The organism is Collinsella sp. AM43-1 (genome assembly GCF_003467925.1).
GTDB lineage: Bacteria > Actinomycetota > Coriobacteriia > Coriobacteriales > Coriobacteriaceae > Collinsella.
In genome coordinates this window covers 110,187-124,634 of record NZ_QSFR01000006.1, presented here as the reverse complement: position 1 = coordinate 124,634, position 14,448 = coordinate 110,187, and the positions used below count along the sequence as shown (strand labels likewise).

The following is a 14,448-nucleotide window of genomic DNA, read 5'->3' as shown; positions in this document are numbered from 1 at the left end:
GCAGTCGAGAAACCACCACAAAGGTGCCTGTCCCCTTTGTGGTGGTTTTGATTAGAGAGCGGGTGGGAGGGTGTCGAGGAGGGCCTGGGCGGTGTTGGCGGCGCAGTCGCGTGAGTCGATGATGTAGTCGGCCCAGGCGCGGTAGCGCGGCACGCGCTGCTCGGCCAGCTTGTCGATGCCATCGCGGGCGGTGATGGGGCGACCCTTGTGGGCGAGTTCGTCGAGCTTGCGGTTGAGCATCACGATCTGGCTGTTCTGGTGCAGCAGCGGATAGTTTTCGTCGCGCGTGACCACGCCGCCGCCCGTGGAAAGCACCAGGCCACTACGCTTGGAGATGTCGGCCAGCGCCGCCGTCTCCTGCTCGCGGAAGGCCTCCTCGCCGCGCTCGACGATATAGTCGGCGCAGGGCACGCCCAGGCGCTCTTCAAGCGCGCGGTCCAGATCGATGTGCTCGCGGTCCGTGAGCTCGGCGATCTGCTCACCTACGCGGGTCTTGCCCGAACCCGGCATGCCAATCAGGGCGATGTTCTGCTCGCGGCGGGAAAGTCGTTCCGTTACGTCCAGGATGCGCTCGCGCGGGGTGACCTGGCCGGTGTAGCGCTCGACGGCTTTCGCTGCCTGGGCCACAAGCATGAGCAGGCCGCCGATGCAGGGGATGCCGCGGCGCTCGGCCTCGAGCATGAGTCCCGTGCGGGCGGGGTTGTAGACAATGTCGATAACGCCTTCGAGCGCATCGAGCCCTTCGAGCGTGCAGGGGGCGTCGGGGCATTGGGGGAACATGCCGGCGGGCGTGCAGTTGACGAGCAGCGTAGCGTCGGATTGTTGCGCGATGTTGCCGTAGTTGACCTCGCTCGTGCGGCCCACGGGCACCACGGTGGCGCCCAGGTCGCCGAGTACCATGCTTGCCGTGGTGCCGGCGCCACCGGTGGCGCCAAGCACGAGGACCTTCTTGCCGGCAACATCAACCCCCAGCTCCTCGACCAGGCACTGAAAACCAAAGTAGTCGGTGTTATCGCCGCGCAGGCGACCGTCGGGCAGGCGCGTGATGGTGTTGACGTTGCCCATGCGCTTGGCGAGTGGACTCAGCTCGTCGAGATATTCCATGACGGCACGCTTGTAGGGGATGGTTACGTTGGTGCCTTCCCATTCGTTGCCGGTCATAAAGGCCGCGAGGTCCTCGGGCTCGCGCTCAAATCGCACGTACTCGAGCCCAGCGAGTTCTTTGTAGATGGTCGGGGTGTAGCTGTGGCCCAGTACGCGGCCTAGCACGCCGTAGGGGCGGGTTGCGGCGGTATCGGTCATCTAGAGCACCTCCGTATAGCTGCCAAAGTAGGTGAAGCTCTCGCACACGTCGTCGATGGAATCGAGCAAGTCGTCGAGGGCCTTGCTGCCAAAGGGGCAGTCCAGATCAAAGTAGAACATAAACTCAAAGTCGTGGCCGGGGATGGGGCGGCTCTCGAGCTTGATGAGGTTGATATTGAGCGCGTAGAAGCGCTCGAGTACGCGATAGAGGGCGCCCGGCTCATTGGCCGTGGTGATCATGAGTGAGGTGCGGTTGGCGCCGGGGTAGACGCGCGGCTCGCGGCTGATGACGACAAAGCGCGTGTAGTTGTTGTCCGAGTCCTGGATGTTGGGTTCCAGCACCTCCAGGCCATAGAGTGCCGCGCAGCTGCGCGATGCGATGGCGGCGACGTCGGTGCGTTCGGAGTTGGCGACCATCTCGGCCGACATGGCCGTGTTGGGGTACTTGGTGGCGTGCAGGTTGTGGGCCTCGATAAAGCCGGCACACTGGGCAATGGCTTGGCCGTGGCTGTAGACCTCGCGCACGTCGGCGAGCTTGGTGCCGGGTTTGACGAGTAAGTTGTGATCGATCTTGAGTCGCAGCGAGCGCACGATGTGGAAGTCGAACTGGGCGAGCAGGTCGTAGACGGCGTTGACCGAGCCGGCGGTGGAGTTCTCGATGGGCAGCACGCCAAACTCGCAGAAGCCGTCGCGCACAGCGCGCATAACGCCCTCGAAGGTCTCAAAGAAGGCGATATCGGGCACGTCGAAGAGCTTGCACGCGGCGATCTGGCTGTAGGCGCCTTCGACGCCCTGGCAGGCGACGGTGGCCATCTGGGGGAAGGGCGTGTCGGAGGCTGCGGCCGTGGCGTGGGCCTTTTGCGAGACGGTGATGTCCTTGAGCTCGTTGATGTAGCGCCGCTGCTCGGCCTTGCTCATGCTCATGAGGAGACGGAACAGGGTGATAGTCTGCGCCTCGTAGCGCTCGGGCGCGCGGCTGGCGAGGTTGTTGAGCTTGGAGCGCTCGCGGGCGGGGTCAAAGACGGCCTTGCCCATCTCGATTTTGGATTTGGCGACTTCGGTGGCAATATCCATGCGCTCGACAAAGCTGTTGAGCAGGGTGGTGTCGATGCCATCGATGGCCTGGCGGATGTCAGCAAGGTCCATAGGGACCCCTTTCACGTGTCGGTGATTTTTCTGGGACGGGGATTAAAAAATCATTAGGTACGAAATGATTTTTTAATCCCCGTCCCAGAAAAATCACTGGGTGGGCGTGGGGGCCGGAGTTGGCCCCCGGAGATTTTTAGCGCTGGGCGGCGTCTTCGAGGAGGGCGTCCCAGATGGCGAGGGCGGCGGCTGCTTCGGCTACGGGGACAGCTCGGGGGACGATGCAGGGATCGTGGCGGCCGTGGACCGAGAGCTCGGCATTTTCCATAGCGTCCATGTCCACCGTCTGCTGCTCGCGGCCAATTGAGGGCGTCGGCTTTACGGCCATGCGCCACATGACGGGAGCGCCGGTCGAAATACCGCCCAGGATGCCGCCGGCGTTATTGGATTCGACCTCGATCTCGCCGGTTTCGGCATCGATTCGATACGGATCGTTGTTCTCGCTGCCGCGCATGGCGGCCACGGCAAAGCCCATGCCGAACTCCACGCCCTTTACGGCGGGAATGCCAAACGCGATCTGCGCGATGCGGTTCTCGATGCCGTCGAACATGGGGTCGCCGATGCCTGCGGGAAGCCCGTAAATGCCGCACTCCACGATGCCGCCGATGCTGTCGAGTTCGTCGCGCGCGGCTAGGATCTCCTCACGCATGCGGCCGGCTGCGGCGGCGTCAATGCACGGCAGATCGTTCGTAAGGATCGCCTTGCGGTCGGCCTCGCGATAGACCATATCGTCCATCGGCAGGTCGGAGATGCCGCCGATCTGCGCCACATGCGCCATCACTTTAATGCCGCAGGCCTCGAGTGCCTGCAGCGCAATGCCGCCGGCGATGCATAAGGGTGCCGTTAGGCGGCCGGAGAAATGCCCGCCGCCGGCGACATCGTGCATGTTGTGATACTTCACGCGCGCAGGGAAGTCCGCATGTCCCGGACGGGGCTTGCGGCGCAGCTCGGAGTAATCCTTGGAGCGCGTGTTGGTGTTCTCGATAATCGCGGCAATGGGCGCGCCGGTGGTGTGCCCATCGACCACGCCGGCGATGATTTGGGCGGCGTCGGCCTCGCGGCGCTTGGTCGCGGTCTCGTCGCGACCGGGGGCGCGACGGTCGAGGAAGGCCTGCAGCTGCTCCTGGTCCACGGCGATACCTGCCGGGATGCCATCGAGGGAGCAGCCGATGGCGGGGGAGTGCGACTGGCCGAAGATGCTTAAGTGCAAGACGTTGCCAAAGGTCGAGGACATGCTATTCCTCCTCGAGCGTGACCTTGCCGCCCAGCAGGCGGTAGTGGTCGAAGAAATCGGGATAGGACTTGTTGACGGCCTCGGCGCCGTGGATCACGACCTCGCCGGTGGCGCGGCTCGCGGCGATAGCGGCCATCATGGCGATGCGATGGTCGTTGTGCGAATCGACCTCGCCGCCGGTAAAGGCATCGACGCCCTTGATGATGAGGTCGTCACCGGCGACGCGCACCTGCGCGCCCAGCGCGGTGAGCTCGCGGGTGGTGGTGGCCAGACGGTCAGATTCCTTGATGCGCAGGCGCGCGCAGTCACGGATGAACGTGCGGCCCTGAGCCAGTGATGCCACGGCCGAGATGACGGGCACCAGGTCCGGAATGTCGTGGGCGCTCATCTCAAAGCCGGCGAGCTTGTCGGACTGGACGGTGGCGGCGTTCGTGGAGCGCACGATGCGGGCGCCAAAGCGCGAAAGCGCGGCAAGCACGTTGCGGTCGCCCTGTGCGGAGCTCAGCGACACGCCCTCGACGGTGATGGGGTCGCATCCGATGGCGCCGGCGCACAGCCAAAAGGCGGCGTTGGACCAGTCGCCCTCGACAGCTACGTTGCCAGGCGTGCGGTACGAGCCGCTGCTCACGCGGAAGTTCGTGATCTCGGGCTGGCCGTCCTTGGCGGGGATGCGCTCGACGTTGACCTCGACGCCGAAGGCCTTCATGGCCTGGATGGTCAGGTTGATATAGGGGCGGCTCTCGATAAGGCCGGTCACCTGCACGCAGGAGGGCTGGGCCAGAAGCGGGGCTGCCAGCAGCAGGCCGGAGATGTACTGCGAGCTCACGTTGCCCGGCAGGATAAAGGTGCCCGGGCGCATGCGGCCGCTCGTCTTGAGCGGAAAGCCGCCCAGACCCTGCAGGTCGCAGCCGGCGGCAATGATCTCGTCGGAGAGCGGGGAGAGCGGGCGGGCGCCCAGGCGGCCCTGGCCTACGAAGGTGGCATCCGCACCCAGCGCGCAGGCGACAGGCAGCATAAAGCGCAGCGTGGAGCCACTTTCACCGCAGTCAAGCGTGCCGCCGGCAAGGGCCTTGAGCAGACCAAACTCAACACTCTTCATGGTGGGGTGGACCTGGAAGCCGTCCTCGACGGTCTCGATGCGAGCGCCGAGCGCCGTAAGGCAGCGCACCGTTGCCTCGATATCGGCGCAGGTCGTGTTGCAGGTCACGTGCGTCTCGCCGTTGGCAAGTGCGGCGCAGATAATCAGGCGGTGCGCCATCGACTTGGACGCGATGGCGGGAACGGTGCCCTTGAGCGGGGAGGGGGTGATGCGGGCTAGCATACGGATGCGTCTCCCTTCTGGCCGAGGCCCTCGGCAATCAAATCGTGGAAGGTGAAAAGCGGCGTGCGGTCGATGCTGCAACGGCCAATGTCGTGCGGAATTACCAGGTCGATGGTGTCGCCTGCGCGCTTTTTGTCGTGGAGCGCCTCGGCAAAGACGGCGTCGGCGGAAAGCTCACAGCGGGTCTTGAGGCCGTGGCGGGCGCAGAGCTTCTCAATACGATCGGGCAGCTCGGCATCGCAGATGCCGTGCAGGGCTGCGGCACGCGTGATGATGCCCATGCCGATCGAAACGCAGTTGCCGTGTCCGAGCTCAAAGTGCTCGCAGGCCTCGACGGCGTGCCCGGCGCTGTGTCCAAAATTGAGGAGCTTGCGCTGGTTGGTTTCGCGCTCGTCGGCGACGACCACGGCGCGTTTGATGTCGATATTGCGGGCAATGATAAGCGCCACGCGAGCCACGTCCTGGTTGAGCAGCTCCAGCGTGAGCGGGGTCTTCTCCAGCTCGGCGAAAAGCTCCGGGTCGGCGATTACCGCGTGCTTGACGACCTCGCCGCAGCCGTCGGCGAACTGCTCGGGCGTGAGGGTGGCCAGGCACCCCACGTCGGCGATAACCACGCTCGGCTGCCAAAAGGCGCCGACCAAGTTCTTGCCGGCAGCCAGGTCTATGGCGGTCTTGCCTCCCACCGACGAATCCACCATGGCGAGCAGGCTCGTGGGAATCTGCACAAACTTGCAGCCGCGCATGTAGGTGGCGGCCACAAAACCCGCCACGTCGCCCACGACGCCACCGCCGAGCGCCACGATCACATCTGAGCGCGAAAGCTCGTGCTCGGCCACAAACTCCAAAATGGCAACATAGGTCTCGGCACGCTTATGGGCCTCGCCGGCCTCGAAGGTGCAGATGCTCACCTCGTAGCCTGACGCCTCCAGGCTCTGCTTAACGGGCATCTGGTAGAGCGGGCCGACGTTGGTGTCCGTCACGATGACGGCTTTGGTGCCGCCGGCAGTGGCGCGCACGAGCGGTCCCGCCTGCTCCAGCAAAAACGTGCCCACATGCACCTGGTAGGGGCGTGCGGTGTCGATATCGATGGTAATCGCCATAAGCTTCGGTCCTTTCGACCTGGCGTGATAGGTGGTCTAGTGGGAGGCCTCGTCGTCGAGTGCGCGCTTAATGCGGTCGCCCTCGGCAAGGAGATTCTCCAGATAGCGCTGGTCGCGGTCCTTGAGTGCACGGCTGTAGGCGCCAAGCGACTCGATCAGATGGTCGATCTCGAAGGCGAGTGCGTCGGCGTCGTCGATCATGAGCTCGGACCACATTTGCGGGTTGAGGTGCGCCACGCGGGTGAGATCGCGGTAGCTACCGGCCGAAAAGCCGTGGTGGACCTGGGCTGTGGGGCTTTTGACGTAGGCGTTGGATACCACGTGCGCAAGCTGGCTCGTGAAGGCGATGACGCGGTCGTGCTCGGCGGCGCTGGTCACGCTGAACTTGCCAAAGCCCAAGGGGCGCACCATCTCGCGCACCTGGCCCAAAAGCTCCAGCTTGAGCGCATCGTCCACCGCTGGCGGCACGAGCACGAGTGGCGCGCCCTGGAACAGGTCGGCGCGGGAGTGCGCATAGCCCGAGTACTGCGTGCCCGCCATGGGGTGCGCGCCCACAAAGTAAAAGCCGTGCTCGCGGGCAAGCTCAAAGGCGCGCTCGCACACGATGCCCTTGACGCCCACCGTGTCGATCACCACGGGGCCCATGATGGCCTCGGTGTCGGTGGCGTCGGCGAGTGCCTGGGCATGTGCCTCGAGCCACTCGATGCAGGCCTCGGGGTAGCATGCCAGGACGATGATGTCGCATTCGCCGAGCGTCTCGTCGTTGAGCTCGCCGGCAACGGTGCCCATACTGGCGGCCGTCATGACATCGTCATCGGGGTCCCAGGCCAGCACGCGGACGCCCGCCTGCGCATAGCCGCGGGCAAAGCTGCCGCCGATGAGGCCAAGGCCGACGATGCCGGCGCACTTGGGGCCGCCCTGGTTAACGCGCGCGTTTCTCACCGTACCCATGGGCTACTCCATGGTCTCTTGGCAGACAACCTCGCGGATGGCTCGGATGCGGCGCATGGTGTCGTCGAACTGATCGGGGGTGAGGGCCTGGGCGCCGTCGGACCAGGCGCGGCTCGGCTCGTCGTGGACCTCGATCTCCAGGCCGTTGGCACCGCAGGCGGTCGCGGCGAGCGCCATGGGCTCAACGTAGCGGGTGTAGCCTGTGGCGTGGCTGGGGTCGGCGACAACGGGCAGGTGCGAAAGGTGGTGCAGCACCGGCACGGCGTTGAGGTCGAAGGTGTTGCGGGTGCGGGTCTCGAAGGTGCGGATGCCGCGCTCGCACAGGATGACGTTGTCGTTGCCCTCGCTCATGATGTACTCGGCGGCCATGAGCAGCTCATCGATCGTGCCGGACATACCGCGCTTGAGCAGGACCGGGGTCTTGGTCTTGCCGACCTCTTTGAGCAGAGGGAAGTTCTGGGCGTTGCGGGCGCCGATCTGCATGACGTCGATCTTCTTGTCCAGGAAGACCTGCACGTCGCGCGGGTCCATGATCTCGGTGACGATCGGAATATCGAGCTCGGCAGACGCCTCGCACAGCAGATCGAGGCCGGCGGGGCCCATGCCCTGGTAGGCGTACGGGGACGTGCGGGGCTTGTAGGCGCCGCCGCGCAGCATCGTGGCGCCTGCTGCCTTCACGCGGCGGGCGATGCGGATGAGGTTCTCGCCCTCGACGGAGCACGGGCCGGCGATGACCTGGAACTGGTCGCCGCCTACATGTACGCCGTGGCCGCAGTCGATGACGGAGTCCTCGGGGTGGAACTTGCGGTTGGCGCGCTTGAACGGCTCGGAGACGCGCTGCACGCGCTCGACGACATCCATGGACTCGAGCAGGAACGGGTCGATCTTGGTCGTATCGCCCACCAGGCCGATGATCGTCTCATTCTCGCCGCGCGAGACATCGGTCTTCAGGCCCTTTTTCTCAATCCAGCTGACGATATGGCTGACGGCCTCGTCGCTGGCGCTCTCTTTTAAAATTGCAATCATGGTGTGCCTCTCACCTCGATGGATAACCCTTGCAAAAACGGCCCGCATCGCGAGCCGTGTACATATGGTGCATGAGAGTTTATACTATCTGACTCGCTTTTGCCTTCTAAAGTGGGCCGTTGAGCCGCGTCTTCCTCGGTCTTCCTCGGAATTGCAAAGCTTTTTCTTTTATTTTGATAGCCCGTGGTGCACTTGGGTATAATGCCAAACGTTGGCCCTATTAGCTCAGGGGATTAGAGCGTCTGCCTCCGGAGCAGAAGGCCGTTGGTTCGAATCCAACATGGGGCACCATCGAACGTGAGACCGTCCGAACCTCGCATGGTCCGGGCGGTTTTTCTTATACCGACGCGACGTGATGGGACGTGGTATGGCAGCAACGGATATCGAGCGCGGACTCTCGACCGCCGAGGTCGAGGAGCGCATCGCCGCCGGTAAGATCAACCGCAACATGGAGCTCAAGACCAAGTCGGTCAAAGAGCTCATCATCGAGAACCTCTGCACGCTGTTCAATTTGATCAACGTGATCTTGGCGCTCCTGGTCATTGTGACCGGGTCGTTTAAGAACCTGACGTTTTTGTTCGTGGTGTTCCTCAATACCGCTATTGGCGTCATTCAGTCCATGCGCTCTAAGAAGATGGTCGATAAACTCACGCTGCTGACCTCCAAGAAGGCCATCGCGGTGCGCGACGGCGCCGAGGTGGAGCTCGACCTGGACCAGATCGTGCTCGATGACATCATCCGCTTGGGGCGCGGCGACCAGATCCCCGCTGACGCCGTGGTGGTTTCGGGCGAGGCGCTCGTGAATGAGAGCCTGCTGACGGGCGAGAGCGATCTTATTAAGAAACAGCCTGGTTCTGAGCTCATGAGCGGCAGCTTTATCGACTCGGGCCTGCTGCGCGCCCGCGTGATCCATGTCGGCGCCGACAACTACGTGGCCAAAATTAATAACGAGGCCAAGTACGTCAAAAAGGTCAATTCCGAGATCATGAACGCGCTTAACGCCATCGTGCGCTTTGCGAGCATCATCATGATCCCGCTCGGTTTGGCGTTGTTTGCCTCGAGTGTGAGCGAGCTGTGGGATGCCGCGGGAACCCCGGGCGATAGCGCGCTTTCGTGGTGCTTCTCCGAGCTGTTGGCTGGTCATGTGCCTTCGTCGGCGCTGCTGTCCACGGTGGGCGCCCTGCTGGGCATGATCCCGCAAGGCCTGGTGCTTCTGACCTCGTCGGTGCTCGCCATCGCCACGGTGCGCCTGGCCCGCCGCAAGGTGCTGGCGCAGCAGCTTTACTGCATCGAGACGCTCGCTCGCGTCGACGTGCTGTGCCTGGACAAGACGGGCACCATCACGTCGGGCCGCATGGAGGTCGAGGGTACCTATCCGCTACCGGTCGAGGGCGTTGCCCTGGGCGTGGGGGAGAACGGGGCATCTGTTCCCGTCGATACCACGGTGCTCGATTTTGCCCTGGCTAACGTGGCGCGTGCGACCTCGGCCGATGCCAACGAGACCTGTCAGGCGCTGCTCAACTATTACGCCGACCGTCCGGTCGAGGTGTCCGAGCCGCTGTCGGTCATTCCGTTCTCGTCTTCCAAAAAGTGGAGCGGCGCGTCGTTTGCACAGGGCTCATATGTGATGGGTGCGGCGCAGTTTGTGCTCTCTGATCGTGCGTTTGCCCAGGTCGAGAACCGTGTCGCCGAGCTTGCCGATACCTGCCGCGTGCTCGTGGTGGCGCGCGTTGACGGCTTTACGCCCGATGGCGATATGGTGGGCGAGGCCGAGCCCGTGGGCTTTGTGACCATACGCGACGAGATCCGTACCTCGGCGACCGAGACCATCGGCTACTTTAACGAGCAGGGCGTGACCCTCAACGTGATCAGTGGAGACGACCCGCGTACGGTGTCGTCGATCGCGCGTGTGGTGGGTGTGCCGGGGGCGGACGCTTATGTGGACGCCACGACGCTCGATACGCCGGCCAAGCTCGATGCCGCAGTGGACCGCTACCATGTCTTTGGTCGTGTGACCCCGCAGCAGAAGCGCGAGCTCGTGCAAGCGCTCAAGCGCCGCGAGCACACCGTGGTCATGACGGGCGACGGCGTCAACGACGTGCTGGCGCTCAAGGAGGCCGACTGCTCCGTCGCCATGGCGGCCGGCTCCGATGCCGCGCGCAACGTGGCCGAGATCGTGCTCGTCGACAACGATTTTGCCTCGATGCCCGCCGTGGTGGCCGAGGGCCGTCGCTCCATCAACAACCTGCAGCGTTCGGCCTCGCTGTTCCTGACTAAGACGCTGTTCTCGATGGGCCTGGCGGCGCTGTGCATCGCGCTGCCGCCGTACCCCTTCGAGCCCATCCAGATGACGCTCATTAACTTCTTCTGTATCGGCGCGCCGGGCTTTGTGTTGGGCCTGGAGCCCAACAATGCTCGCGTGAAGGGGTCGTTCCTGACGAACGTGCTCAAGCGGGCACTGCCGGCGTCGATTGCGGTTATTTTGGCCGCAGCGCTCGATATCTTTGTGGCGCGCGTGTTTGGCTTTAGCCAGCTTACGCTGTCTACGATGTGCCTGCTTACGTCGTGCGCGGCGAGCGTCAGCCTGATCTGGCGCATCTCGCAGCCTCTCACGCCCCTACGTGTGGTGCTCTTTGTGTTTGTAGTCGCCGGCATCTTGGTGGGCGTTATCGGATTCCCGAAGCTGCTGTCTATTGCCAACCTGACGATGGGCCAGATGGTTATCTTGGCTGTCATCGTGGTCTTTACCTGCTCGGTGTTCTTTAAGCTCGCCACGATGATGGATTCGCTCAAGCCGCGTCGTCGTCATGCCGCAACTGGTTTTGGCCGCGGTGTGCGCGTTCACCTGGGTCGCGGTGGCGGCAAGGTGAGCTCGACGGGTTCGACGGCGGAGCGTTTTGCCAAGCGCGTCGCCGCCGACATGGCGCAGCGCCGCGAAGATCGCACCGCTCGCGAGGCCGAGGCCCGCGCACTCGAGGGCGTGGCCCAGGTCCAGCCCAAGAAAAAGAAGCCCACGGGCGCCAAGCGCTCCCGCGTAACCAAGTCCGCCCAAGGCATCAAAGTTTCGATGCCAAGCAAAAAGAAGAAGTAGCTACGCGCCCTGGCGATGTTGAATTGGTGCCTTGCTCCTGTGGGGCCGTGGCGATGTTATGCTCTAACCTCGATTGTTTGAATTGCTTCGAAAAGAGGATGCCGTGATCTGCCCGCATTGCCTAAAGACCATCGAGGACGGCGCCTCGTTCTGCCCCTACTGCAACGCCTATGTGGGTCCGGGCGATGGTCCCGAGCACACCGAGTTCGTGTTCTGCGAGGGCTGCGGTGCCCGTCTTTCTCCGCATGATCGTACGTGCCCCAAATGCGGACGCCCCGCTCCGGGTATCCTCTCCGAGGACGCGGCAGCATCCGACCTGGCAGCGGGCCGCACGGCGGGCTTTCCGCGCCTAACGCAAGAGCAGATCGATACCGAGGTGCCGCATGCGCCGGCCTCTGCCGCTGCGGTGCTTTCAGACGCCGCCGACCCCAATGAGACCTGCGTGCTGCCGGCTTTCGATAAGGATTTCGGTATCCCCAAGGTCGATATTCCCATGCCCGTTTCCCTGCATAACGATGCTCAAAAACCCAAGCGCAAGGTGCACCCCGACGAGGACGCCTATCACAAGCACAAGCGTCATATTCCCAAGCCGCTCATTATCATCGCGGTCCTTGCCGTCGTGTGCGGCGGTGCCTATTGGTTCGTGACGACCGATCCCATGGGTGTTATGCCCGGCTTCTACGACCAGTTTGGCCAAGCTGCACAAACCACCTTCCCCACGCGCCAAAAGGGCGAGGCGACTGAGGACGATACCAAGCAGGACGATTCTGCCGAGGTGGTCCAAGAAGAAACCGTGCTCACCGATGATCAGCTCTATACCAGGCTCGACGGTCTGTATCAGACCATCGTGTCCTACGGTGACGAGGACCAGATCGGCGAGGTCATCGATTCCTTTAACAACGGCTATCTCCGAACGCCGCTGTCCACCCGTCAGGAGCTGTCGCAGAGTGCTTACGCCCTGCGCGACCAGATTAAAAAGACGCAAGATGAGCTCAACAACCTGAAAGTACAGGACGATACGGTCTATGCGGACGACATCGCCCACTTAAAGCAGCTTGCCGAGTGGATGTATGAGCGCGTTGACGTGATCTGCCAGAGCTGGGATATCTCGCTGGCCATTCCCGATGGCGAGTCGATGAGCTCTCACCAAAGCGAGATCCTGGCGCCCATCGCGCAGAGCGGCAACAGCGCGCTGAATCAGTACGACGCCAACGTGGGCTCCTGGAAGCCGCAGCAGCATTCCTAAAATTAGTTCGCCATAGTCGGCATAACCTACGTGCGCAATTGATGTAAGCCCATGCTTATTGCTACAATTCGTACAAATATGCTTTAAACGCACGAGGAGGGAACCACATGTTTGGTTTTAAGAAAGAGCTCTACACGCCCGAGTATCAGCTTGCCGGCGACGAGTGCGCCGTTATCGAGACGTCGAAGGGTACCATCAAGGTCAAGTTTGACGGCGAGGGCGCTCCCATTCATGTCGCGAACTTCTGCGAGCTTTCCACGATGGGTTTCTATGATGGCCTTAAGTTCCATCGCTATGTGCCCGGCTTTGTTATCCAGGGCGGCGACCCCAATACCCGCGACATGTCCGGCGCCGACGTCGCCGCCGGTCTTGAGGGCCCCGACGGCATGCCCGGTACCGGTGGCCCCGGCTACTGCATCAAGGGCGAGTTTGCCACCAATCCGCGCAACAGCCATGTCGATGGCGCCCTTGCCATGGCACGCTCCATGGACCCCGATTCCGCGGGTTCGCAGTTCTACTTCTGCCTGGGTGCCCAGCATAACCTCGATTCCGGTTACACCGTCTTTGGTACCACGGTCGAGGGTCTCGATGTGATTTCGCAACTGCGTGCCGGCGACGAGATCGTCCATGTCGAGATCGTTCACGAGTAAAGGGGACTTCCTTGAATAGCCAGCTGATCCAACAGGGCCGCGCCGCTTACCGCGCGGGTGATTTTTCTGCTGCAGCCCAGATGCTTGGGGCGGCAAAGACTCCCGATGAGATTATGGGCGAGGCCGATCACCTTCGTGGCAACGCCTTGATGCACCTGGGCATGTATGCCGAGGCCGCCGAGGCCTATGCCGCCGCCCTCAACGACGGCACCTACGGCAAGCGCGGCGCGCTGCTCACCAACCGCGGCAAGGCGCTCGCCGCCGTGGGCGACTACACGACGGCCGCCCAGGCGTTCTCAGCTGCTACGCAGGATGCTTCCTATGCCACGCCGTTCAAGGCCTATCTGGGCCTGGGCAATGCGCTGTTCCAGTCGGGCGACTATGCCAACGCGGGAACCGCCTTCCGTCAGGCTGCCATCGACGGCGCCAATCCGGCTCCTGCCGCTGCGCTCGGCGAGCTCGGTCGTTGCTTCATTAAGCTCGGCCGTCCGGCGGATGCCGTGGAGACTTACCGCACGGCTATCGACTTTGCCGGCCCCCGCGACGACACGCGTGCGCTCAACGCCGGCATGGGTCAGGCGCTTTCTGCCGCCGGCCGTCCCTCCGACGCACTCGACGCCTTTAATGCCGCTACTGCCGATGGCATCTACCAGCTCACCTCCGAGCAGGCCGATGAGCTTGCCCGCGTGCAGGATTCGCTTGCCGCGCTGTCTGCCCAGACGGCTATGGCCACGGCTCCGGCGCCCGCGATGGACGCTCCTGCCGTCGATCCGCTCGATCCTACGGGCGCGACCGGTCAGTTTATGCCTGATCCCTCGGACACCGGCTTCTTTACGCTGTCCGAGTCCGAGATGGTCCAGCAGGACCGTCAGGATCGTAAGCAGGCCAAGGTCCGTCGTCGCCATCGCCATACGGGTCTCAAAGTCTTCATCGTGCTGCTTCTGCTTATTTTGATCGCCGCGGGCGGTCTGGGCTTTGCCTACACGCGCGGCTTTGGCTTCCCGTCTCAGGAGTCTGTCGTTACCGATCTGTTCCAGGCTGCCGGCGACGGTGACACCGCAAAGGCCGAGTCTTGTCTGGCCTCGAGCCTGTCCGAGGACGCTAAGTCGATGATCATCTCCTCGATTCCGCAGGGTGCCACCGTGTCCGTCGAGGGCATGGATCAGTCCATGACCGAGACGACCGCTAAGGTGAAGGCATCGCTGTCCAAGGGCGGCGAGCAGGAGTACACCGTCAAATTCGTGCGCTCCGACAACCATATCGGCTGGGCCGTTTCTTCGCTCGATATGGATTTCTCGGCTGCTGACAACCAGTAGTGACCTTATGGGATTTAGCTTTGCCCGGCGCTTCACCGCAAGTGAGGTGCCGGGCTTGCGCTAGT

General features: G+C 63.2%; 11 protein-coding genes and 1 tRNA gene. 5 read left to right on the top strand and 7 right to left on the bottom strand.

Features of this window, described 5'->3' with window-relative positions; genetic code table 11:
* Positions 1-51: 51 nt before the first annotated feature.
* The 7 genes from DW925_RS04265 to aroF all read right to left on the bottom strand — a co-directional run bounded on the left by DW925_RS04265 (position 52) and on the right by aroF (position 8,080).
* Entirely contained in the window at positions 52-1,302 is a 1,251-nt protein-coding gene (locus tag DW925_RS04265) for a shikimate kinase (RefSeq protein WP_117790430.1), read from the bottom strand.
* Positions 1,303-2,448, bottom strand: a complete 1,146-nt coding sequence (gene pheA / locus DW925_RS04260; protein WP_117790429.1) for a prephenate dehydratase — start codon at positions 2,446-2,448, stop codon at positions 1,303-1,305. It lies immediately after the preceding gene.
* Between the two features lie 136 nt (positions 2,449-2,584).
* Positions 2,585-3,682 (bottom strand): chorismate synthase, encoded by a 1,098-nt coding sequence (gene aroC, locus DW925_RS04255; protein ID WP_117790428.1) that lies wholly within the window; start codon positions 3,680-3,682, stop codon positions 2,585-2,587.
* A gap of 1 nt (position 3,683) precedes the next feature.
* Positions 3,684-5,003, bottom strand: a complete 1,320-nt coding sequence (gene aroA / locus DW925_RS04250) for a 3-phosphoshikimate 1-carboxyvinyltransferase (protein WP_117790427.1) — start codon at positions 5,001-5,003, stop codon at positions 3,684-3,686.
* Positions 4,997-6,103 carry a 3-dehydroquinate synthase gene (aroB, locus tag DW925_RS04245; RefSeq protein ID WP_117790426.1) on the bottom strand — a complete coding sequence of 369 codons (1,107 nt, stop codon included), beginning with the start codon at positions 6,101-6,103 and terminating at the stop codon, positions 4,997-4,999. The genes aroA and aroB overlap by 7 nt, the downstream gene beginning before the upstream one ends.
* Before the next feature lie 36 nt (positions 6,104-6,139).
* The gene (locus tag DW925_RS04240; protein ID WP_117583253.1) at positions 6,140-7,054 is read right to left on the bottom strand and encodes a prephenate dehydrogenase/arogenate dehydrogenase family protein; all 915 of its coding nucleotides are present in this window, start codon (positions 7,052-7,054) and stop codon (positions 6,140-6,142) included.
* Between the two features lie 3 nt (positions 7,055-7,057).
* Complete coding sequence (gene aroF / locus DW925_RS04235) at positions 7,058-8,080, bottom strand: 3-deoxy-7-phosphoheptulonate synthase (RefSeq protein ID WP_117790425.1); 1,023 nt, start codon at positions 8,078-8,080, stop codon at positions 7,058-7,060.
* A 214-nt stretch (positions 8,081-8,294) separates the two neighbouring features.
* Between aroF and DW925_RS04230 the strand changes: the two genes are divergently transcribed.
* The 5 genes from DW925_RS04230 (at position 8,295) to DW925_RS04210 (ending at position 14,383) form a co-directional block, all read left to right on the top strand.
* Positions 8,295-8,371 (top strand) — tRNA-Arg (locus tag DW925_RS04230).
* Between the two features lie 76 nt (positions 8,372-8,447).
* Positions 8,448-11,171 carry an HAD-IC family P-type ATPase gene (locus DW925_RS04225; protein ID WP_117790424.1) on the top strand — a complete coding sequence of 908 codons (2,724 nt, stop codon included), beginning with the start codon at positions 8,448-8,450 and terminating at the stop codon, positions 11,169-11,171.
* A gap of 103 nt (positions 11,172-11,274) precedes the next feature.
* Complete coding sequence (locus tag DW925_RS04220; RefSeq protein ID WP_158565737.1) at positions 11,275-12,417, top strand: zinc ribbon domain-containing protein; 1,143 nt, start codon at positions 11,275-11,277, stop codon at positions 12,415-12,417.
* Between the two features lie 107 nt (positions 12,418-12,524).
* Positions 12,525-13,067 carry a peptidylprolyl isomerase gene (locus DW925_RS04215; RefSeq protein WP_006236059.1) on the top strand — a complete coding sequence of 181 codons (543 nt, stop codon included), beginning with the start codon at positions 12,525-12,527 and terminating at the stop codon, positions 13,065-13,067.
* An 11-nt stretch (positions 13,068-13,078) separates the two neighbouring features.
* Positions 13,079-14,383 (top strand): tetratricopeptide repeat protein, encoded by a 1,305-nt coding sequence (locus DW925_RS04210; protein WP_233503136.1) that lies wholly within the window; start codon positions 13,079-13,081, stop codon positions 14,381-14,383.
* Positions 14,384-14,448 lie beyond the last annotated feature (65 nt).

Excerpts from the sequence above, each read along its gene's own strand:
- DW925_RS04215 (WP_006236059.1), top strand. The coding sequence starts at position 12,525 with ATGTTTGGTTTTAAGAAAGAGCTCTACACGCCCGAGTATCAGCTTGCC.
- DW925_RS04240 (WP_117583253.1), bottom strand. The coding sequence starts at position 7,054 with ATGGGTACGGTGAGAAACGCGCGCGTTAACCAGGGCGGCCCCAAGTGC.
- DW925_RS04265 (WP_117790430.1), bottom strand. The coding sequence starts at position 1,302 with ATGACCGATACCGCCGCAACCCGCCCCTACGGCGTGCTAGGCCGCGTA.
- aroB (WP_117790426.1), bottom strand. The coding sequence starts at position 6,103 with ATGGCGATTACCATCGATATCGACACCGCACGCCCCTACCAGGTGCAT.
- aroC (WP_117790428.1), bottom strand. The coding sequence starts at position 3,682 with ATGTCCTCGACCTTTGGCAACGTCTTGCACTTAAGCATCTTCGGCCAG.
- pheA (WP_117790429.1), bottom strand. The coding sequence starts at position 2,448 with ATGGACCTTGCTGACATCCGCCAGGCCATCGATGGCATCGACACCACC.
- aroA (WP_117790427.1), bottom strand. The coding sequence starts at position 5,003 with ATGCTAGCCCGCATCACCCCCTCCCCGCTCAAGGGCACCGTTCCCGCC.
- DW925_RS04225 (WP_117790424.1), top strand. The coding sequence starts at position 8,448 with ATGGCAGCAACGGATATCGAGCGCGGACTCTCGACCGCCGAGGTCGAG.
- aroF (WP_117790425.1), bottom strand. The coding sequence starts at position 8,080 with ATGATTGCAATTTTAAAAGAGAGCGCCAGCGACGAGGCCGTCAGCCAT.